The organism is Hyalangium ruber, from assembly GCF_034259325.1.
Classification (GTDB): domain Bacteria; phylum Myxococcota; class Myxococcia; order Myxococcales; family Myxococcaceae; genus Hyalangium_A; species Hyalangium_A rubrum.
Genome location: NZ_JAXIVS010000013.1, coordinates 178,600 through 199,684, shown reverse-complemented (window position 1 = coordinate 199,684; position 21,085 = coordinate 178,600). Strand labels below are relative to the sequence as shown.

Sequence of the window (21,085 nt, the reverse complement as noted above, 5' to 3'; positions counted from 1 at the left end):
GAGGCTTCAGTCGACCTTGGCGAGCCGGTTCCGGTCGCCCAGGAAGTCCTCCACGCCCTGGGCGATCGCCCGCGCCACCGAGTCCTGGTACGCCTCGGAGGCCAGACGCTCCTCCTCCTCCGCGTGGGAGAGGAAGGCCGTCTCCACGAGGATCGCCGGCATCTTCACGCCCAGCAGCACGTAGAAGAGGGCCTCCTTGTGGCCCAGGTCCTTGATGCCCGTGTACTCGCGGGTCAGCTGCCCCACGAGGCTCTTCTGCACCTGGCTGGCCAGCCGCGTGGACTCGCCGGTGTTCGCCTTGGTGGCCAGGTCCGCGAGGATGAACTGCAGATCGCTGATGCCCTTCTCCGTGGAGGCGTTCTCTCGCGCCGCAAGGCGGATGGAGTACCGGTCCGAGGAGATGTTCAGGGTGTAGGTCTCCACGCCGCGCAGCTTGCGGTTGTGCGCCGAGTTGCAGTGGATGGAGATGAAGAGGTCTCCCCGGGCCTCGTTGGCGAACTGCGCGCGGCCCTCGAGCTTCACGTAGCGATCGTCGTCCCGGGTGAGGATGACCTCCAGCCCGCGCTCACGCAGCTGCTGGGCGAGCTTGTGGGAGATGGCCAGCGTGATGTCCTTCTCGCGGGTGCCCTGCTTGCCGATGGCTCCGGTGTCGTGGCCGCCGTGGCCGGGATCGATGATGACGCGGCGCACCTTGAGGCCGAGCTGCTCCACCAGCGTCAGCTCCGCGCGGCGCGAGAGCTTCGCGGCCGTCTTCATGCGGGCCTCGGCGACGTGCTGGTCCAGGGCGGGGATGCTCGGCATCGGCAGCGGCCCGGCCTCGTCCTCGTCCGACTCGGCCTTCTCAGCCTTCTCGGCCTTCGACGGCGCCGCGGCGACGGCGATGGTGGGAGCCTCCTGCTTGGCGGGCGGAGAGACCTTCTCCGGAGCGGGCTTCACCGCCACGGGGGTCGGCTCGGAGCGGGGCTTCGCGACGGAGGCGACCACGGCCGGCGTCTCTGCGGACACACTCGGAGTCGTGGCCACGGCCTCCCCCGCGGACTTCGCGACGGGGGCCGGCGTCTCCTCGGGCTTCAGCGGGGTGATGACGACGACGCGCGGGCCCTCCTCGACCTTGCGCGGCGCGGGCTCGGCGGCGGGCGACGGGGTGGCGGGCGCCGACTCCCGGGCGGTCCGGGAGATGGCCTCCACCAGCGCGTTGCCCGAACGCTCGGGCTGCGGCGCGGGCGCCTCGGCGACGGCGGGGGCCTTGGTGCGCGCGGGCGACGCCTTGGGCGCGGGCAGCGAGGCGAGCAGCTCCTTCAGCTCGCGGGCCCGGTCTCCCTTGCCGTTGAGAGCGAGGGTCTCGGTGATGACACGGCGCGCGGTCTCGGGCTGCTCCAGACGATCCAGGTGGATGCGCGCCAGCGAGAGCGCCGCGTCATCCGCGAGCCGGTGCCGGGGGTACTCCGCCACCAGCTTTCCGTAGCTGCCGACGGCGGCCTGGAGATCCTCCGCGAGGAAGGAGATCCGGCTCAGCTCGCTCATCAGCTCGCCGGCGGTGAACAGCGCATCCGGAGCGCGCTCGCTCTTGGGGTGCTCGCTGGCCACGGCCTCGAAGCGGTGGCTCACCTTCAGCCAGTGGTGGCGCAGCTTGCGACGCGCCGCGTCCCCCTTGAGGGCGTAGTAGGACGTACGCGCCTCCTGGTAGGCCTCCTCGGCCACGTCTCGCTTCGCCGCGGCGGCGACAGTCGACAGCAGCAGCAGGCAGAGCACGAGGCGTGTGCGCATGAGGCCTCCGGACACAAGTAGCGAGAGCTACAGCTGTGTGTCACGGGCCCACTGACCCCGCAAATTTTCGGTCCTCCCCTGCCCTCGGCTTGTGTCACAGCCAGTCAGTGCGATCGGCATACACATGGTGCATAAGGCGGCTCGAATGAAGATCGACATATTTTGCGAGATGATGAAGCCGAAGATGTTCTTCGGCGAGGGCCAGGAGCACGCGCTGATCCTCGAGACGCTCGAGCAGGCACGGCTCGCCGACGAGCTCGGCTACGGCTGCTGGTGGCAGGTCGAGCATCACGGCGCCCCCCACTTCAGCTACAGCTCGGCTCCGGAGATGATGCTCACCGCGATCGCGCGCTCCACCCGGAGGATGCGCGTCGGGCACTCGGCCGTGCTCGCGCCCATCAAGGTCAACCACCCGATGCGGATCGCCGAGCGCGCGGCGTTCCTCGATCACCTCAGCGAGGGCCGGCTCGAGCTGGGCCTCGCGCGCTCGACGCTCCCGGAGTGGCGCGTGTTCAACGTCGAGCCGGACGACGTGCGCCGGCAGCTCCAGCAGGCCTTCGAGATGATCCCGAAGATGTGGACGCAGGAGCGCTTCTCGTGGAGCAGCCCTGACTTCACGCTCAAGGACGTCGCGGTGGTGCCCAAGCCGTTCCAGAAGCCGCACCCACCGCTGTGGCAGGCGGTCGGTACACCGAGCGGGTTCGAGCAGGCAGGGCGCAACGGCGTCGGCGTGCTGCTCACCACGGTCTCGACACCGATCGCGGCGGTCGAGGAGATGCTCGAGGTGTATCGCCGGGAGATCAAGCGTTGCACCCCGGTCGGCCAGACCGTCAACGATCAGGTCGCGCTGTTCACGTTCGTGCATTGCGCGGAGACCGAGCGCGAGGCGATCGAGCACGGCGCGGCGGCGGCGGCGGCCTGGTACATCAACACGGCCTTCACGTTCTTCGAGGCGCGCGAGCACATGATGCGCACGATCGACGAGATGACGGCGGCGGCCGAGCGCGACCCGACGAGCCCGCTCGCCGCGTATGCGAAGCTCACCGCGGAGAAGGCCTCCGCGCCCAAGAGCCCGACGACGGCGCTGCTCGACCGGCTGGTGGCGGGCGAGCAGGTCTCCAACGAGGAGGTGTACGAGATCCTCAACGCCGACGCCGCGGTCATCATCGGCGACGTGGCCTCATGCCGGAAGAAGATGCAGCGCTACAAGGACATCGGCATCGACCGCCTGATGTGCTTCCAGCAGGTCGGTCACCTGCCGCACGAGCACATCATGAACAGCATCCGCCTGGTCGGCGAGCACCTGATCCCGATGTTCGATCCGAAGTGAGGCGCGGCTGAAAAGCCGGGCGGCTCAACGAATCCAACCGAGAGTCCGGGCCAGGTCCTCGTCGATGACGCGGGCCCAGTCCGGCTCGCGGGGCACCACGGCGGCGAGCACCTTCTCCCCGTTGCGCACCGGGGAGCGGCCCGGGCGCGCGCGGACGCGGACGGAGTGCTTCACGTCCTGCCGGAAGTAGGTGGCGGGGAAGATGATCTCCTTGCGCGTCTCCGGCAGGGGCCCCTCGGGGGTGAGCCACACCAGGGCGCCCAGGCGCAGGGGCTCCAGCTCCGCGCGGATGGTGCGGCGCAGCTCGCGGAGGAACAGGGCCACGGCGCCCAGCGCCCCCAGCCCGAGCCCCCAGGGCAGCAGATTGATCGCCCCGGAGCGCTCGCGGGCGAAGCGCTCCTCGCGCGGACGGTCCGGCTGCTCGGGATCCACCAGCAACTTCACCTTGGCCCCGTGCCCGAGCCCCTCGGCGTACTCGGCGGAGGTGCGCACGCCGCTGACGGAGTGCTGCACCTCATCGACGCTGTAGAGCACCTCCAGGGTGGCCTCGGCCTCCAGCCGCTTCTCCAGGGGCGGCAGCGTCACATGGGACACCAGCCCCTCCACCTCGCGAGCGCGGGCGAGGAAAGCGCTCTCCTTGAGGAAGAAGCGCCCGACGAACGAGGCCCCCGCGCCAAGGACGCCCATGAACAGCAGCCCCAGGGCGAGCGTACGCAAGAGCCGCCCCACGGCGCCGGGGACCTGGGTGAAGCGAACGCGCCGGGGCGCGTGGGGAATGGCGAACTGCACGGGGCAGCCTCCTTGGCTCAGCCCCCTTTTACTTCAACTCCTTCTGGAGCCGGGCCAGGAGGTTGAGGGCCTCCAGCGGAGTGGTGGTGTCCAGCGCGGTGGAGCGCAGGGCCTCCAGCACCTTCAGGTGCTCGGCGGGCACAGCGGGAGCCCCCTGCGCCTGGGCGACGGGCCCCGTCTCTCCCCCACCGAACAGCCCCAGCTGCCCGGCGGACACCTTGGAGCCCTTGCGGTGCGTCACCCGGGGGCGCCCGGCCTCGTCCAGCTCGCCGGACTCCAGGTTCTGGAGGATGTCCCGCGCCCGGGCCACGACTTCCTGGGGCAGCCCCGCGAGCCGCGCCACCTCGATGCCGTAGGAGCGGTTGGCCCCGCCGGGCACGAGCTTGCGCAGAAAGAGCACCTTGCCGCCCTGCTCCTTCACGGCGATGCACAGGTTCTTCACCCGAGGCTTCTCGCGCGCCAGGTCCACCAGCTCGTGGTAGTGCGTGGCGAACAGCGTCCGCGCGCCGAGCTTGTCGTGCAGGTGCTCGGCCACCGCCCAGGCGATGGAGAGCCCGTCGAAGGTGGAGGTGCCGCGGCCGATCTCATCCAGGATGACGAGGCTGCGGCGCGTGGCGTGGTGGAGGATGTGGCTCGTCTCGGTCATCTCCACCATGAAGGTGGACTGGCCGCGCGCCAGGTTGTCCGCCGCGCCCACGCGCGTGAAGATCCGATCGCACAGGCCAATGTGCGCCGCCCGGGCCGGAACGAAGCAGCCCGCCTGGGCCATGAGCACGGTGAGCGCCACCTGCCGCATGACGGTGCTCTTGCCGGCCATGTTGGGGCCGGTGATCACGAGGATCTGCGCGTCGGTGGCATCCAGCCGCACGTCGTTGGAGACGAAGGAGTCGCCAGCGGCCAGCAGGCGCTCCACCACGGGGTGGCGGCCGGCGGTGATGGTGAGCACGTCCGAGTCATCCACCGTGGGCCGCGTGTAGCCATACTCCGCGGCGCTGCGGGCGAAGGACAGGAGCACGTCACACGTAGCCACGGCCTCGGCGGCCGAGCGGATGCGGGGCGCGGCGGCGACGACCTGGGCACGCAGCTCCTCGAAGAGACGGAACTCCAGGGCGCACCGCTTCTCCTCGGCGGTGAGCACCTTCTCCTCGTACTCCTTGAGCTCGGGGGTGATGAAGCGCTCGCCGCCCACCGTGGTCTGCTTGCGGATGTACTCGCCGCTCTTGGGCACCAGGTGGAGGTTCGCCTTGGTGATCTCGATGTAGTACCCGAAGACCTTGTTGTAGCGGATCTTCAGCGAGGAGATGCCCGTGCGCTCCTTCTCGCGCGCCTCGAGCTTGAGCAGGTAGTCCTTGCCCGAGGTGGACAGCGCCACGAGCTGATCCAGCTCGGCGTGGAAGCCCGTGCGGAACAGGCCTCCCTCCTTGAGCGTCAGCGGCGGCTCGTCCACCACGGCCCGGGTCAACAGCTCGGCCAGCTCGGGCAAAGCGCCCAGCGGCCCCGCCAGGGCCTTGAGCAGCGGAGCCGAGCACCGCGAGAGCGCCGCCCCCAGCCGGGGCAGCTGCGTGAGCGACACCCCGAGCGCGCGCAGGTCCCGGGCGTTGCCCGCACCCAGCGAGAGCCGGCCGCACAGCCGCTCCAGGTCCGCCACCTCCTTGAGGATGGTGGTCAGCTCCTCGCGCCACACGCTGCGCCCGGACAGCTCCTCCACCGCATCCAGGCGGGCGTGGATCTCCGGCAAGGCGCACAGGGGCGAGGCGAGCCAGCGGGCCAGCTTGCGGCCCCCCATGCTGGTGGCGGTGCGGTCCAGCACGCCCAGGAGGCTGCCCTTGCGCGCCCCGTCCCGGAGCGTCTTGAGGACCTCCAGGTTGGAGCGCGAGGACTCGTCCATGAGCAGGTGGCCGGCGCGCTCCAGGCGGCTGAGCCGGTCCACGTGCGCGGCGGGCGTCTTCTGCGTGTCCTTGAGGTAGCGCAGGGCCGCGCCGGCTGCGCCGGTGGCCAGGGGCGCCTCGGCCAGCCCGAAGGCCTCCAGCGAGGCCACGGCGAAGTGGTTGCGCAGATAGGTGGTGGCCCGGGCCGGCTCGAAGGCGGCCTTCTCCATCTCCGTTACCGGAGGCGGGCGCGACAGGCGCGAGGTGAGGAAGCCCACCTCGGGCGCCGCCTTGAGCCCCTCGGGGACCAGCAGCTCGCGGGGCTCCACGCGGGACAGCGTCTCCACCAGATCCTGGGCGCTGGGAGCCTCCACACTGAAGAACTCGCCGGTGGAGGCCTCGAGCAGCGCGGCGCCGAAGCCCCGCTCGCTCCAGTGGACGGCGGCCACGAAGTTGCTGGCCCGGGGTTCGAGCACCTCATCGTCCAGCACCATGCCGGGGGTGATGATGCGCGTCACCTCGCGGCGGACGATGCCGGGACCGTTGCCGGGCTCCTCCATCTGCTCGCAGATGGCGACCTTGAGCCCCTGTTCGATGAGGCGACCGATGTAGCGGCGGGCCGAGTGGTAGGGCACCCCGCACATGGGCACCTTGTCGCTGCCCTTGGCGCGCGCGGTGAGGGTGATCTGGAGCAGCTCCGAGGCGCGGACCGCGTCCTCGAAGAACATCTCGTAGAAGTCGCCCAGCCGGAAGAAGAGGATGGTGTCCGGGTGGAGCGCCTTGGTCTCCAGGTACTGGCGCATCATCGGAGTGAGCGAGGCGATCTCGCGTGCCCCGACGGGCTCGGTCCCGTTCTCCAAACCCTCCAGGTTGGATTCCAGCGCGGCCTCCTCGCCGGCGCCCTTGGCTGTCTTCACCTGCGTCACACCCATGGCTTCCCTTCTCTCACGCCCACCGTCCTGGATCAACGCTCGGGCGTCCTACCCACTACGTCACCTGCGCCGCACCTGTAACACGCCGCGGCGACAATCGCCCTTGTTGGAGCCGAAAACAATTCACGGCCGACCCCCAGGGAGGCAACCTACCGGCCGATCATGGAGCCACGCCCGCCACCGCCCGTCCCTGCCCTCTTCAAGGTCGCGATCGCGCCCCTCCAGGCCTTCTTCCGGCTGGAGGCCAGCAGCGGCATCCTGCTGGCGCTGTGCGCGGTGGCGGCCATGGTGTGGGCCAACTCCGGGTGGGCCGGAAGCTACACGGGGCTCTTCGACGCGCCGCTGGCACTGGAGCTCGCGGGGTCGCGGGGGGCGTTCAGCTTCCGGGAGTTCATCAACGACGGGTTGATGACGTTCTTCTTCTTCCTGGTGGGCATGGAGATCAAGCGCGAGCTGTCGGCGGGAGAGCTGCGCACGCCGTCGCGGGCCATGCTGCCGCTGATCGCGGCGCTGGGCGGCATGGTGGTGCCGGCGGGCCTCTACATGATCTTCAATGCGGGCACGCCGGCGGCCAAGGGCTGGGCGATCCCGATGGCCACGGACATCGCCTTCTCGATCGGGTGCCTGACGCTGCTCAAGGGCCGGGTATCGCACGGGTTGGTGGTGTTCCTCACGGCGCTGGCGATCTTCGATGACATCGGCGGCATCCTGGTGATCGCCTTCTTCTACGGCACGGGCGTGCATGTGGAGTGGCTGCTGGGAGCGCTGGGCGTGGTGCTGTTGCTGGGGGTGTGCAACCGCTTCTACGTGCGCAACGGCATGGTGTACGCACTGCTGGGAGCGGCGCTCTGGTACACGATGCACCACGGCGGAGTACACGCGACGCTGTCGGGGGTGGTGCTGGGCATGTGCATTCCGGCACGGCCGACGCGGCGGGGGCGCGAGGTGCTCACCGAGCTGTCGGCCTACATTACGCGCTGCGTGGAGGAGCCGGAGGACGAGGCGGTGCGGGGGGCGCAGATCCTCTATATCGAGGAGCAGTTGGAGGACATCGAGCCGCCGCTCAACCGGTTCGTACACCTGTGGCACGGCTATGTGGCGTACGTGATCGTCCCGCTGTTCGCGCTGGCCAACTCGGGCATCTCGCTGGAGGGCATGTCGCTGTCGGATCTGACCAAGCCGCTGCCGCTGGGAATCATGGTGGGGCTGTTCGTGGGCAAGCAGGTGGGCATCTTCCTGTTCACGTGGGTGGCGGTGAAGGCGCGGGTATCGCCGATGCCGGGCGGGTCGAAGGTCACGCAGCTGCATGGGGTGGCGGTGGTGGCGGGCATCGGGTTCACGGTGGCGCTGTTCGTGGCGACGTTGGCGTTCGCGAAGGAGCCGGAACTGCTGACGGAGGCGAAGCTGGGCATCCTGCTGGGCTCGCTGCTGTCGGCGGTGGTGGGCTACGTGCTGCTGCGCTTCGGTCCAGCGCCCAAGGTGGCCCAGCCCGCCGCCTGACATCTCCCCCCGCTTCTCAACGAAGCGCCCGCTCAACCGTTTGCGGGAGCCCTGCGCCCGTGGGAAGGTGCCGGCCGCGTGATCCTCCAGGACCTCAACCGGGTGCGTCAGATCGCCGTCATCGCGGCACGGCACGGATTCGCCGATGTAACCGAGCGTGCGGGGCTGTGGCGGATGCTGGGCCGCAAGGAGAAGGTGGAGGTCTCGCCCGAGAGCCAGCGAGCCTCCACGGCGCGTCGTTTCCGGATGCTCCTCAATGAGCTGGGCCCTACGTTCGTGAAGCTGGGGCAGATCCTCTCCACGCGCGGAGACCTGCTGCCGGCCGAGTTCATCGACGAGCTGTCCATGCTCCAGGATCAGGTGGATCCCATCCCCCTGGACCAGGTGCATGCACAGATCCGCGAGTCACTGGGCAAGGAAGTACAGGATCTGTTCGCGCACATCGATCCGACGCCTCTGGCCGCAGCCTCGATTGCGCAGGTACACCGGGCGGTGACGCAGTCGGGGGACGAGGTGGTGGTGAAGGTGCAGCGGCCGGGGATCTCCGAGCGGATCGACTCGGACCTAACGGTGCTCCGCTCGCTGGCACGACTGCTCGAGGCCGTGATCGAGGAGACGGGTGTCTACACGCCCTCGGGGATCGTGGACGAGTTCGACAAGGCGATCCACGAAGAGCTGGACTTCATCAACGAGGCCTCGAACATCCGGGCGTTCCTGGCCAACCACGTGGATCGGCCGTACCTGAAGATCCCCCGGGTGTACGACGAGCTGTCGAGCCGCAAGGTCCTGACGCTGGAGTTCATCCGAGGCGTGAAGATCAGCCAGGCGAAGCTGTCGGAGGACGACCGGAAGGTGCTAGCACACCACATCGTGGAGGGCAGCTTCCGGCAGCTCTTCGACGACGGCCTGTTCCACGGGGATCCGCACCCGGGGAACCTGCTGGTGCTGGAGGGCAACCGGCTGGCGCTGCTGGATTTCGGCGTGGTGGGACGGCTCACGAAGCCGATGCAGGAGACGCTGGTGATGCTGTGCCTCGCGGTGGCGCTGAAGGACAGCGACTCGGTGGCACGCATCCTCTACCGGATGGGGCAGGCGGACACGCGGGCCAACCTCGTGGGCTTTCGCAACGACATCGACAACATCATCGGCCAGCACCTGCCGACGACGCTAGGCCAGGTGGACGCGCGCACGCTGCTGCGAGACCTGTTGGACCTCGCGGTGAAGTACCGGATCCGGATTCCGAAGGAGTACGCGCTGCTGAGCCGGGCATCGGTATCGACCGAGGGCATGCTGCGCAGTCTGTACCCGGAGATGAACATCCTGGAGATGGTGCTGCCGTACGCGAAGGAACTCCTGGCGGGCCGATACGATCCCAGCCAATTCCAGGGCGGGCTGATGCGCACGCTCCTGCGCTTCCAGTCACTGGCGACGGACCTGCCCACGCAGCTGTCGCAGATCCTGCTGGATCTCGAGTCCGGAAAATTCACGGTGACGGTGCGGGCCGATCAGTTCGACAAGCTGAACGAGAACCTGCGCAGCGTGGCGATCATCGCGTTCCTGGGACTGTGCGCGTGCGGGTTCATCGTGGGCGCGTTCATCTCGTTCGCGCAGAAGCCGTGGATGTACGGGAACGTGCCGGTGCTGGGAATCGTGGGGATCGCACTGGCGGCGGCGTTCTTCGGCGCGGTGTTCACCTGGTACCTGTTCGGCGGCAGGTTCCGCAAAGTGAGCGTGATCCGCTGGCTCAAGAAGCGCCGGTAATTGAGGAGTGAAAGCGGCCCGTGAGCCGAGGAAGAGCGGGACGGCCGGCGCGGGAGGACCCGTCCGCTGACGGGGGGCCCCGCGCCGAGACGAGGGACCCGCGACCTGCGTCCCCAGACCGCGAGCCCGTCTCTCCACTCAAACCCGTTCTCCTATTGGCCCAGCCGACCTAAAAGGTCTACCACACGCCCACTCGAGGGCCCGTGGAGAGGTGCCATGCTGCGCAAGCTGGACGAAAACCTGTGGGTCGCCGAACAACCGCTGACCTTCATGGGTCTGAAGATGGAAGCCCGGATGACGGTCATCCGGCTCGCGGATGGAGCGCTCTGGGTCCACTCCCCTCTCCGCCTCACCCCCGAACGGCGCCAGGCCGTGGAGGCGCTCGGGCCCGTGCGCTTCCTCGTCGCGCCCAACATGTTCCACCACCTGTTCATCGGTGACTGGATGACTGCCTTCCCCCAGGCCCGCGCCTTCGCGGCGCCCGGCCTGCCGGAAAAGCGCAAGGATCTGAGCTTCCACGCGGTGCTCTCCGAAGCGGTCTCCGCCGAATGGGCCGAGCAGATCGACGTCCTGCCCTGGCGCGGTGCTCCCATGATCGGCGAGGTCGTCTTCTTCCATCGCGCCAGCCGTACCCTCATCGTCACCGACTGCGCGCACAACATCGGCCCGGATGCCGCGCCGTTCACGCGCTTCGTCTTCAAGACGATCGGCGGCTACGGTCGGCTGAGCACCTCGGTGATCGATCGCGTGGTCAACCGGGATCGCGCCGTCGCTCGCGCCAACGTGGATTCCATCCTGAAGTGGGACATCCAACGCGTCATCGTCGCCCACGGACACATCGTCGAGCAGGAGGGGGCACGTGCCTTCCGCGCAGCCTATGAATGGCTGTAGTCCCCTCTGAAATCCGAAGGACATCCACGCGCACCCCAACAGCTGCCCTCCCCGGGAATACCGGGTGGAGGCGCATGCCCAAGCCCATCACGGGCCTGACCGGCCTCTTGCCCATGCGAGCGGATGTGTTGCGCTCCTTCGGAGCTAGCCCCAGCTTTTAGCGAGGGAACGCAACGGCAAGTAGGAGGGAGCCTGCCCCTCCAGAGGCAGCCGGGAATGGACTCGCCGCAAGACGACGATGACCAGGACTTCGGTGACTCCCTGTTGGTGGAGGTCGCATCCACTGAGCCCTGGCTGCCCAGTCCCGTCCCCGGCGAAAAGCTGGGAGGCACGGATGGTCGGCGGTTCGAGCTCCAGGTGGCGCTGGGCACGGGCTCCATGGGCACCGTGTACCGAGCGTGGGACGCGGAGCTGCAACGGGTGGTGGCGCTCAAGTTCCTGCGACCCCGCGGCCTGCCACTCGGGAGCCGCGCCGGCGGCCTGCTCCAGCAAGAGGCGCGAGCCATCGCCCGGCTGAACCACGAGAACATCGTCCGCCTCTTCGACGTGGCCGAGTGGAGCGTCGAGCATGGGGGCCCTCGGGTGCCCTTCCTGGTGATGGAATACCTGGAGGGTGAGTCGCTCTCGGCCCTGCTGCGCCGGGGCCGGCCGGAGCTGCAGCGAGCGCTGACGCTCATGGAGGGCATCGCCGCGGGCCTGGCGCACGCCCACCGCCGCCACCTCGTCCATCGCGACCTCAAGCCCGCCAACGTCTCCGTCACCCAGGAAGGGACGGCGAAGCTGTTGGACTTCGGCCTGGCCCACCTGCTGGCGAGCGCCTTGCCCCTCCCCAACCTGCCCACCGCTGGCACCCCCGCCTATATGTCGCCGGAGCAGTGGCGCGGCGAGCCGCAGGATGAGCGCACGGACATCTGGGCCGCCGGGGTGATGCTCTACGAGCTGCTGACCGGCACGCTGCCCTTCCCTTCCCGAGTCCCCGACCGCATCCGCGACGCCGTGCTCTCTCCACGGCCCATGCCCTCGCTGCGCGAGAGCAACCCCGAGCTGCCCTCGGAGCTGGAGCCGCTGGTCGCCGCCGCCCTGGCCAAGGATCCCGCCCGGCGGATTCCCTCCGGCCAGGAATTGCTGGAGGAGCTCCAAGAGGTGAGCGAGCGCCTCGGGCTGCGCCGCAAGCAAGGACAGGCCCGTCCCCCCGAGCGCCGCCAGGTGACGCTCGTGTGCTGTGTGTCGGCCGGCCGGCCAGAGTCGCTCGATTCCGAGGAGCGCGATGAGCTGGAGGCCGCCTTCCATCATGGCTGCGCCGAGTTCCTCAGCCGCTGTGGCGGCTCGATCATGCTGTCCATGGGCTCCCAGGTGCTTGCCTGCTTCGGCTATCCCCAGGTCCAGGAGGGGGACGCCCGAAACGCCGTCCAGGCGGGGATGCTCCTGACGGAGAGCTTCCCCCAGGTGCTCCAGCAGCAGCTCGCGCGCCGGCCTCCTCCCGGGTTCGCCGTGAAGGTCGGCATCCACACGGACCGGGTGGCGCTGCGGGAGAGCACTGGGACGCTGGAGCCGGACGCGCCCGCGCTCGCCGGAGACGCCCCCGAGGTGGCCGCCTGGCTGGCCCGGCAGGCGGAGCCCAACACCGTGCTCCTCACCGCCTCCACCCGCACCGTGGTGCGCGGTGCCTTCGAGCTGGAGGCCCGGGGCTCGGCCACTCCCGAGGGACTGCCCACCAACCGCCCGGTGGCGATGTACCGCGCGTTGAGCAAGCGCAAGGCGCGCTCCCGCTTCGATCAGCGGCGCGCGGCCTTCGGGCTCACGCCCCTGGTGGGCCGAGAGCGGGAGCTGCGGGAGCTGCTCGGCCTGTGGGAGCAAGCCCGGCGGGGGCAAGGCAGCGCCGTGCTCCTTCGGGGCGAGGCAGGGCTGGGCAAGAGCCGCCTCATCCACGAGGTGCGCGTCCAGGTGGCCTCCGAGGAGAGCTATCGCCTGAAGGCCCTCTGTGGCCCGCAGTTCACCGCCAGCGCGCTCCACCCCCTCATCGAGCTGCTCCAGCGCCTGCTCCAGGGTGCCCTCCCGGAGGGCCTCCCGCCCTCTTCCCAGCGCGCCATGGAGCCGCGGCTGCTCGCGCTCGGGCTCTCCAGCGAGCACGTGCAGGCGCTTGCCTCGCTGCTGTCTCCCTCCTCGGAGGGGCAGTTGCCGTTCACGCCCGAACGACAGAAGTCCCTGGCCTTCGAGGCGCTGGGCACCCTGCTGCGCAACCTGGCCCGGGAGCGTCCCGTGCTGGCCGTGGTGGAGAACGTGCATTGGGCCGATCCTTCCACCCTGGAGTTCCTGGCCTGGCTGCTCGAGTCGGTGCGGCAGTCCCGGGTGTTGCTGCTGCTCAGCAGCCGCTCCGAGCTGCGGTATGCGCCGCTGGAGCCGCCCGGCGTCCGGCTCCTGGAGCTGGAGCGGCTGTCCGAGGCGGACTCCGCGTCGCTGGTCCGGGAGATGACCCACGGCCAGGACCTGGAGCCGGAGCTGGTACGGCAGCTCGTCCAGAGGACGGAGGGCGTGCCGCTCTTCATGGAGGAGATGACGCGCATCCTCCTGGAGCCACGGGGCAGCCAGGCCCCCTCCTTCTCCATCCCCCTGAGCCTGCATGAGGTGTTGCTGGCGCGACTGGACGAGCTGCCTCCCCGGCAGAAGGCGCTGGCACAGCTCGGCGCCGTGGTCGGGCGACGCTTCTCCAGCGCGCTGCTGGCGGCCCTGACGCAGCAGTCGGAGGCCTCGCGGCAGCGAGACCTGGAAGGGCTGGTCGCGGCGGGCATCCTCCAGCCGAGCGAGCCCAGCTCCCGCGGCGCGGAGTACTACTTCCGGCACTCCCTCATCCAGGAGGCGGCCGCGCAGTCCCTGGTGCGCGACACCCGGCGCGAGTACCACCGGCGCATCGCCGAGGTGCTGGAGCGGCAATTCCCCGAGGTCGCGGAGTCACGCCCGGAGCTGCTGGCCCACCATTACACCCGAGCAGGCCAGCACGCGTCGGCCGTCCGCTGGTGGGCCCGCGCCGGAGCCCATGCCAGCCAGCGCTCGGCCTACCAGGAGGCCATGGGCCACCTCAACCAGGCGCTGAAGCTGCTGCGAGAGCTGCCTGACACCGCTCAGCGCAAGGGGGAAGAGCTTCAGCTCCTGCTGACGCTGGGCATGCCCCTGGTGCAGGTGCAGGGCTACCAGTCCCCCGAGGCCGAGCGGACCTATGCCCGCGTACACGTGCTGTTCGACGAGGTGGGCGAGGTGCTGCCCCGGCTGGAGCTGTCCTACTGGGGGCCGTTCGCCTTCAACATGGCGCGCGGAGAGCTGGTCCAGGCGCACAAGCTGGCCCAGCGGCTGGTCACGCTCGGCCAGCGCCAGCGACACCGGGAGTTCCTCGCCCTGGGGCACTGGATGGAGGCCGTGGTGGCCTTCACCCGGGGACAGGGCCGCGCCGCGATAGAGCAGATCGAGCGCTCGCTGGAAAACGCCCACTTCCCCCTGGAGCAGCACCGGCTCCTGGCACGGCGACATTGGGTGGATCCCGAGGTCGCGGGGCTGGCCTACGGCTCGACGATCCTCTCCTGGAGAGGCGAGCTGGAGCAGGCCCGACTCTGGAGCCAAGAGGCCATGGAGCTGGCGGGCCGGATCGGCCACCTCCATACCTCCGCCTTCGCCCTCCAGCATGTGGCGCTGGGTTGCCAATACCGGGGGGATGCCGCCACCACGCTCGAGCTCTCGGAGCGCTGCCTGGCGCTCTCGAGCGAGCACCACTTCCGGCTGTGGCAGGGCTGGTCGGCGCTGCTGCGAAGCTGGGCCATGGCCGGGCTCGGGTGGGGCTCCCAGGGCCTGGCGCTCATGCGACAGGGGCTCGAGAACTGGCGGGCCTCCGGGCTCCGGAGCGACCAGAACCACCACAACCTCGGCATGCTCGCGGAGATCCACCTGTGGCAGCGACAGCCCCGGCAAGCGCTGGAGGTGGTGAACAAGGCGCTGGCCCAGCTGGGAGAGGAGCGCTTCTACGAATCGGCGCTCCATCGCCTCCGGGGCGAGAGCCTGCGCGCGCTCGGTCGTGAGCAGGAGAGCCAGGTCAGCTTCCAGCGGGCCCTGGAGGTGGCCCTCGCTCAAGAAGCGTTCACCTTCGCGCGTCTTGCACAACAGCGGCTGGGGCCGTCCGCACTCACTTCCACCCCAACGCAGGTGTTCCCATGAGCCGCCCACGTCTGCACATCCACGCCAAGCTCCTCATGGCCTTCAGCATCATCCTGCTGCCGGTGCTGATCCTGCTGATCGCCGGCTTCCTGTCGGATTTGCAGAGGACCCGGCAGACCATCCTGGTGTCCCAGTCGATGACGGCCCGCTCCGTCGCCGTGCAGGTGTCCGAGGTCTTCGACAGCGCCATCGGTCTGGGTTGGGCCATCGCGCAGGATCCGATGCTGCGGACGCTGGACCCCCAGGTGCTGGATCCGCACCTGAAGAAGATGGTCACGCACAGCCCGCTCTATGACTCCATCGGTGTCTATGACGCCAACGGCGTCAACCGGGGCTGGGGAGATCCCTCTCAGCCCGCGACGCCCAGGCTCAACATCCGTGACCGCCGGTACTTCCAGCAGGTGATGGCCGCCAACGTCCCCATCATCTCCGAGGTGCTGGAGCTCAAACGCCCCACGCGCACGGGGCTGGTCGCCTGCATCCCCATCCGCGGGCCCCAGGGCACGCCCATCGGCGTGGTCAACATCATGATCCGCTCCGAGCAACTGGCCTATCGCTTCGTGGACGCCCGCCTTCAACAGGATCAGATGATCTTCCTGGCCGATTCCCAGGGCCGGCTGGCCTTCCACACGGGCTCCTCCCACCTGCCCTATCGGCAGAGCGACGCCCTCATGGAACTCGGGGCCCTCCGCGAGGCGGCGTCGGGGATCGGCCGCCAGCTCGATCGGTTCACCAACCCCTTCATCGGTGACGAGCACATGGGGGCCTTCGCCCCCGTGCCGAGGTATCCGTGGGCCGTGGGCGTGTCCATTCCCCGCGACGTCGCGCTGGCCCCGCTGTTCTCGGAGCTGCGCGTCAAGCTCCTGGCCTTCACGGGCATCCTCCTGCTCAACGCCCTGCTGGCCTTCGTGCTGGCGCGCTTCTACGCCCGCCCGGTGCATCAGCTCCGAGCGGCCGCCCAGGCCCTGGAGCGCGGCGATCGGGACGCGACCGTGCGGATCCACACGGGCGATGAGATGGAGGACCTGGGCAACGCCTTCAACGCCATGGCCACGGAGGTCATCCGCCGAGAGGAGGAGGTCAACGCCCTGCACAAGGAGGCCGAGCGGCAGGCCCTCGAGCTGGCGGCGATCATCGCCAGCGTGCCGGATGGCATCTTCCTCGCCGGCCGGGATGGGCGACTGGTCGGCACCAACCCCTCGGGCTTGCGGCTGCTCGGGCTCAAGAGCTACTCCGAGTTCGAGCGGTCGCTGCCCGAGTACCTCCAGCGCTATGACATCCGGCACCCCGATGGGCGCCCGCTGGAGGCGAAGGAGATGCCCGTCCTCCGCGCGCTGTCGGGGGAGACGTTCACCGACGCGGAGATCCGCCTGCGCAGCCTGGATGGCAAACAGCGCCTGCTCAGCGTCAACGGCGCCCCGGTCCGGGATGCCTCGGGGCAGATCATCCTCGGAGAGGTCGTCATCCGGGACATCACCGCGCGAAAGCAGGCGGAAGACGATCTGGCGCGGCTGCTCGACCAGGAGCTGGCGCTGGCCCGGATTGGCCAGGCGCTGGTCAGCGAAGTGGAGCTCGAGCGCATCGCCCAGGTGTTCATCGAGCAGTGCCTCCATTCCCTGGGGGTAGATGCGCTGGGGCTCTGGCTGGCCGAGCCCGAGCGCCAGGAGCTCACCCTGATCGCCTCCCACCGTCTGGGGGTGAGAGAGCAGCTCCATCACCTGCCCTTCGATGCGCCCGTGCTCACGGCGCATGCGGCCCTGACGAAGCACATCCAGACCGTCGAGGACACCCAGTCGGAAGAGGAGTGCCCGGCTTCGTGCATGCTCACCGAAGAGCCCTTCCGGGGGATCGCGGCGCTGCCGCTGCTCTCACAGGATCGCCTGGTGGGAGTGATGACCTGCTGCACGTATGCGCCCCGGCGCTTCTCCAGCCGGGAGCTGGAGTTCTACTCCACCGTGGGCCGGCTGTTCGCCGTGGCCATCGAGAAGGCGCGCCTGTTCCAGCAGGTGCGCGAGGCCCTGCGCCTGCGCGAGGAGTTCATGTCCGCCGCGGCCCATGAGCTGAAGACGCCCGTCACCACCATCCAGACCTGGGCGGAGATGCTGTTGCACCACGAGGACTCCACGCCCCGCCAGAAGAAGGGCCTCACCGCCATCATGCGCAACACGCGCCGGATCGCCCGGCTGGTGGAGCACTTGTTCACGGCCGTGCGGATGGCGCCCGGACCGCGCACGCAGGAGCACGAGACCTTCGATCTCCTGGAGCTGATCCGCGAGCGGGTGGAGAACCTCGCCCGGACCACGGAGAACCCGATCTCCATCGAGGCCTCCGGCCCGCTCTTCGTCCAGGCCGACCGCCAGTTCATCGGGGATGTGGTGACGCACCTGCTGGAGAACGCCGTCCGGTACTCGTTCCCCGGCCAGGCGATCGAGATCAAGGCGCGCAGGCAGGACGAAGAGGTCGTGGTCTCCGTTCACGACCAGGACCCGGGAATTCCACCGGAGCGCCAACCCCATGTCTTCGAGCCCCTCTACGAGCCACTGCCTCCTGGGGCGCAGGGCTACACCGGGGTGGTGGGGCTCGGGTTGCACCTGAGCCGGCAGATGATCGAGGCCCAGGGCGGACGCATCTGGGTGGCGAGCTCTCCCGAGGCAGGCTCGACGTTCTCCTTCAGCCTCCCCCTGGTGCCCGCGCCCTCTGGCAGGGACTTCTCCCCCTCTCGCTCCGACGAGGACCTGGCGCGGCCCTCCACCGGCTGAGCTGCCGCCCCCGCTCGCAAGGAGCCCAGCCGACCAGGCACGCGCTGGCGCCTGGGTGCGCCGTGAACACCGTTAGCGGCGCGACAGCGTCGAGGGAGGGGCGGACATGGCAACGGTGAATGTGACGCGATCCCCCAACTGGGGGCGGGTGCCTGACGAGGTGCGTGCGTCAGCGCGCGGCGGCTGGGTGGAGCGCTGTGCGAGGCTGGGCTACGGAGCCAAGGGCGTCGTGTACGCCATCATCGGCACCCTGGCCCTGCGGCTGGCCTTAGGCCAAGGGGGGCGCACCACCGACAGCCACGGAGCCGTGGAGAGCGTGGCCCACCAGCCCTTCGGCCGGTTCCTGCTCGCGCTGCTCGCCGTGGGCCTCGTGGGCTTCGTCGTGTGGCGCTGGGTCCAGGCGTTCCTGGATCCCGAGCACGTGGGCACTCGCGGCAAGGCGCTGGTGAAGCGGGTGGCCTACTTCGCGGGAGGCGCCCTCTACGCCGGCCTCGCGCTCACCGCCGCGCAGCGCGCCCTGGGCGGCGCCCCTCGCGAGGGCACCAGCACCCGAGGCTGGACGGCGCGGCTGCTCGAGCAGCCCCTGGGACAGGTGCTGGTGGCGCTCGTGGGGCTGGTCGTCATCGGCTACGCCGTGAAGGAGTTCCACAAGGCATTCACCGCGAACTTCCGCCGCAAGCTGGACCTTCAGCGCCTGGCGCCGAACCGCGCGCATACCGCCGTGCAGCTCTGCCGCTTCGGGCTGGCCGCGCGCGGAGGCGTGTTCCTCCTCATTGGCGCCTTCTTCATCCGCGCCGCGCTGCAGGCCGATCCCGGCGAAGCCAAGGGGCTGGGCGAGGCCCTGGCCATCCTGGCCCGACAGCCTCACGGCGTCGTGCTCCTGGGCATCACCGCCGCGGGGCTCGTCGCCTACGCCCTCTATCTCTTCATCGAGGCGCGCTACCGCCGCATCGCCCCCAGCGTCTGACGTCGGGTTTACAACGCAGCGTGGCAAAGCCTTGCGTTTTCCCTGAGTTTCACCGGAAAACCAGGATCTTCCCTTGGGGGGCGGTCCGCCATGCTTCAGTCGCGACTCCAGTCCAGCGCGCCCGATTTCGGGGAAGAGCAACGCCTGCAATCCCTCTATCGGTACGGGCTGCTGGAGGGGCCGCCCGAGCCCGAGTACGACGCCATCGTCCGGCTCGCCGCGGAGCTGTGCAAGGTGCCCATCACCCTCATGAGCCTGGTGGACCGGGAGCACCTCTGGGTCAAGGCCAGCCTCGGGCTGACGAGCAGCACCACCCGCCTGGATCGCGCCAGCTCTTTCTCCACCTACGTCATCCAGCAGGACGGGCCCTTCATCGTCGCCGACGCGCTGGAGGATCCCCGCTTTCGTGACAACCCGCGCGTGCGCGGGGCGCCCTTCGTCCGCTTCTGCGCCGGAGTCCCTCTGCATGCCGATAACGGGGCTCGGATCGGCGCCCTGTGCATCTTCGATCGGACTCCCCGCCACCTGGACGACGGCCAGCTCCACGTCCTGGAGCACCTGGGGCGTCAGATCGAGACGCACTTGCGCCTGCGGCTCCAACTCCAGCAGGCCCAGGAGCGCAACGCCGAGCTGGAGGAGGCCCGCTCGCGCCTGGATGCGCTCAACCAGGACCTCCAGGCCGAGATCCTCGAGCGCCGGCGCGTCGAGCGCGAGCTGCGCTCCCAGCGGGAGATCCTCACCAACGTCCTCACCCACATCCCCCACTCGGTCTTCTGGAAGAACCGCGAGGGCATCTTCCTGGGCTGCAACGACGCCTTCGCGCACCAGCTCGGCCGGGCCTCGCCCGAGGAGATCGTCGGCCGGACGGAGCTGGAGCTCGGCCTGCCCCCCGTGCAGATCAAGGCCTACCGGCAGGATGATCTGCAGGTGATGGACAGCGGCATGCCCAAGCTCGGAATCGAAGAGCCCATCCGCACGGCCCAGGGCACCGATCACTGGCTGCTGACGAGCAAGGTGCCGCTGTGGGATCCGGAAGGCCAGGTGTGGGCGGTGCTCGGCATCTTCGCGGACATCACCGAGCGCCGCGTCCAGGAGAACGTGCTCCACCATGCCCTGCGCGAGGTGGAGCGGCACGCCGCGCGGCTGGAGTTCCAGGTGTACGAGGCCCGCGGGCGCATCCGCCGGCTCATGGAGGCCTCCCTGGACGCGGTCTTCGTCCTCGATGAGGCGGGGCGCGTGCTCGAGCTCAACCCGGTGGCCGAGCAGCTCGTGGGGATGCCCGGCTCCCAGCTCCTGGGCATGCCCTTTCACACGCTCGCCCCCTCCTGCGAACAGGCCGCCCTGGAGCGCGCCCTGGGGGAGTTGCTCACCCGCGGCACGCTGCGACTGGAGGACCAGGGCCTGCGCTCGGCCACGGGCGCGCGGACGGCGGTGCAGATCATCGGATCGATCCAGGACGCTGGCGACTCGCGGAACCTGCTGCTCGTGGCGCACGATCTCACCGAGCGGCGGAGGCTGGAGCAGCAGGGCATCCAGAACGACCGGCTGATGGCCATGGGCGTGCTGGCGGCGGGCATCGCCCATGAGATCAACAACCCCACCGCCTATGTGCTCTCCAACCTCGACTTCCTGCGGGCGCGCTGGGACGAGCTGGAGCAACACCTGTGTACCCAGCCCGCGCTCCCGCCCGCGCTGGTCGGGGGGCTGTCCGAGGCCCGGCAGCTCATCGCCGACTGCCTGGACGGGGCCTCACGCATCCAGGACATCGTGCGCGGCATGCGCTACCTGTCCCACCAGGGCCACGACGAGGAGCCCACCCTGCTGGACATCCACGCGAACCTGGACGCGGCGCTGCACCTCGCCCAGGGAGAGCTCAAGCGCACGGCCCAGTTGGAGAAGGCGTACGCGGAGGATCTGCCCCTGGTGCTCGGCAGCGAGGGCCGCCTGAGTCAGGTGTTCCTCAACCTCATCATCAACGCCGTACACGCCATGCGGCCGGGCTCCGCGAGGGACCATCGGCTGCGCGTCCACACGCGGCGGGAGGGCGAGCGGGTGCGCGTGGACATCAGCGACACCGGCCACGGCATCCCCCCGGATGTGCTGCCGCGCATCTTCGATCCCTTCTTCACCACCAAGCCGGTGGGCGTAGGCAGCGGGCTCGGCCTGTCCATCAGCCACGCCATCGTCCAGAAGATGGGCGGAGAGATGCGGGTGGAGAGCCAGGTGGGTCGAGGCACCACCTTCTCCCTGCTGCTGCCTTCTCATTCCTAGGACCAGCAGTGAAGCGGGGCATGCCCGCGCGGTACACTCCCGCGCTTCCA

The 21,085-nt window shown here is 69.5% G+C and carries 11 protein-coding genes; 8 read left to right on the top strand and 3 right to left on the bottom strand.

The window, feature by feature from the left end; translation table 11 throughout:
• Nucleotides 1–6: 6 nt before the first annotated feature.
• Nucleotides 7–1,767, bottom strand: a complete 1,761-nt coding sequence (locus tag SYV04_RS32075; RefSeq protein WP_321549778.1) for an N-acetylmuramoyl-L-alanine amidase — start codon at nucleotides 1,765–1,767, stop codon at nucleotides 7–9.
• A gap of 145 nt (nucleotides 1,768–1,912) precedes the next feature.
• On the opposite strand from SYV04_RS32075, the gene SYV04_RS32070 reads away from it, so the two are divergent.
• The gene (locus SYV04_RS32070; protein ID WP_321549777.1) at nucleotides 1,913–3,097 is read left to right on the top strand and encodes an LLM class flavin-dependent oxidoreductase; all 1,185 of its coding nucleotides are present in this window, start codon (nucleotides 1,913–1,915) and stop codon (nucleotides 3,095–3,097) included.
• 24 nt (nucleotides 3,098–3,121) lie between these two features.
• On the opposite strand, the gene SYV04_RS32065 is transcribed toward SYV04_RS32070, so the two are convergent.
• On the bottom strand, nucleotides 3,122–3,886 hold the full coding sequence (locus SYV04_RS32065; RefSeq protein ID WP_321549776.1) for a DUF3592 domain-containing protein: 765 nt from the start codon (nucleotides 3,884–3,886) through the stop codon (nucleotides 3,122–3,124).
• Between the two features lie 28 nt (nucleotides 3,887–3,914).
• Nucleotides 3,915–6,686 carry a DNA mismatch repair protein MutS gene (gene mutS, locus SYV04_RS32060; protein WP_321549775.1) on the bottom strand — a complete coding sequence of 924 codons (2,772 nt, stop codon included), beginning with the start codon at nucleotides 6,684–6,686 and terminating at the stop codon, nucleotides 3,915–3,917.
• A gap of 162 nt (nucleotides 6,687–6,848) precedes the next feature.
• Here mutS and nhaA point away from each other — a divergent pair, with 162 nt between their 5' ends.
• The 7 genes from nhaA to SYV04_RS32025 all read left to right on the top strand — a co-directional run bounded on the left by nhaA (nucleotide 6,849) and on the right by SYV04_RS32025 (nucleotide 21,035).
• Nucleotides 6,849–8,186, top strand: a complete 1,338-nt coding sequence (gene nhaA / locus SYV04_RS32055) for a Na+/H+ antiporter NhaA (RefSeq protein ID WP_321549774.1) — start codon at nucleotides 6,849–6,851, stop codon at nucleotides 8,184–8,186.
• 78 nt (nucleotides 8,187–8,264) lie between these two features.
• A complete protein-coding gene (locus SYV04_RS32050; protein ID WP_321549773.1) occupies nucleotides 8,265–9,947 on the top strand; it encodes an ABC1 kinase family protein in 1,683 nt (560 codons plus the stop codon).
• A 216-nt stretch (nucleotides 9,948–10,163) separates the two neighbouring features.
• Entirely contained in the window at nucleotides 10,164–10,838 is a 675-nt protein-coding gene (locus SYV04_RS32045; protein WP_321549772.1) for a DUF4336 domain-containing protein, read from the top strand.
• A 216-nt stretch (nucleotides 10,839–11,054) separates the two neighbouring features.
• A complete protein-coding gene (locus tag SYV04_RS32040; protein ID WP_321549771.1) occupies nucleotides 11,055–15,038 on the top strand; it encodes a protein kinase domain-containing protein in 3,984 nt (1,327 codons plus the stop codon).
• The gene (locus tag SYV04_RS32035) at nucleotides 15,035–17,797 is read left to right on the top strand and encodes a cache domain-containing protein (RefSeq protein WP_321549770.1); all 2,763 of its coding nucleotides are present in this window, start codon (nucleotides 15,035–15,037) and stop codon (nucleotides 17,795–17,797) included. The genes SYV04_RS32040 and SYV04_RS32035 overlap by 4 nt, the downstream gene beginning before the upstream one ends.
• Before the next feature lie 106 nt (nucleotides 17,798–17,903).
• Nucleotides 17,904–18,764 carry a DUF1206 domain-containing protein gene (locus SYV04_RS32030; protein ID WP_321549769.1) on the top strand — a complete coding sequence of 287 codons (861 nt, stop codon included), beginning with the start codon at nucleotides 17,904–17,906 and terminating at the stop codon, nucleotides 18,762–18,764.
• A gap of 90 nt (nucleotides 18,765–18,854) precedes the next feature.
• Nucleotides 18,855–21,035, top strand: coding sequence for a PAS domain-containing protein (locus SYV04_RS32025; RefSeq protein WP_321549768.1), 2,181 nt, complete (start codon nucleotides 18,855–18,857; stop codon nucleotides 21,033–21,035).
• Nucleotides 21,036–21,085: the final 50 nt, after the last annotated feature.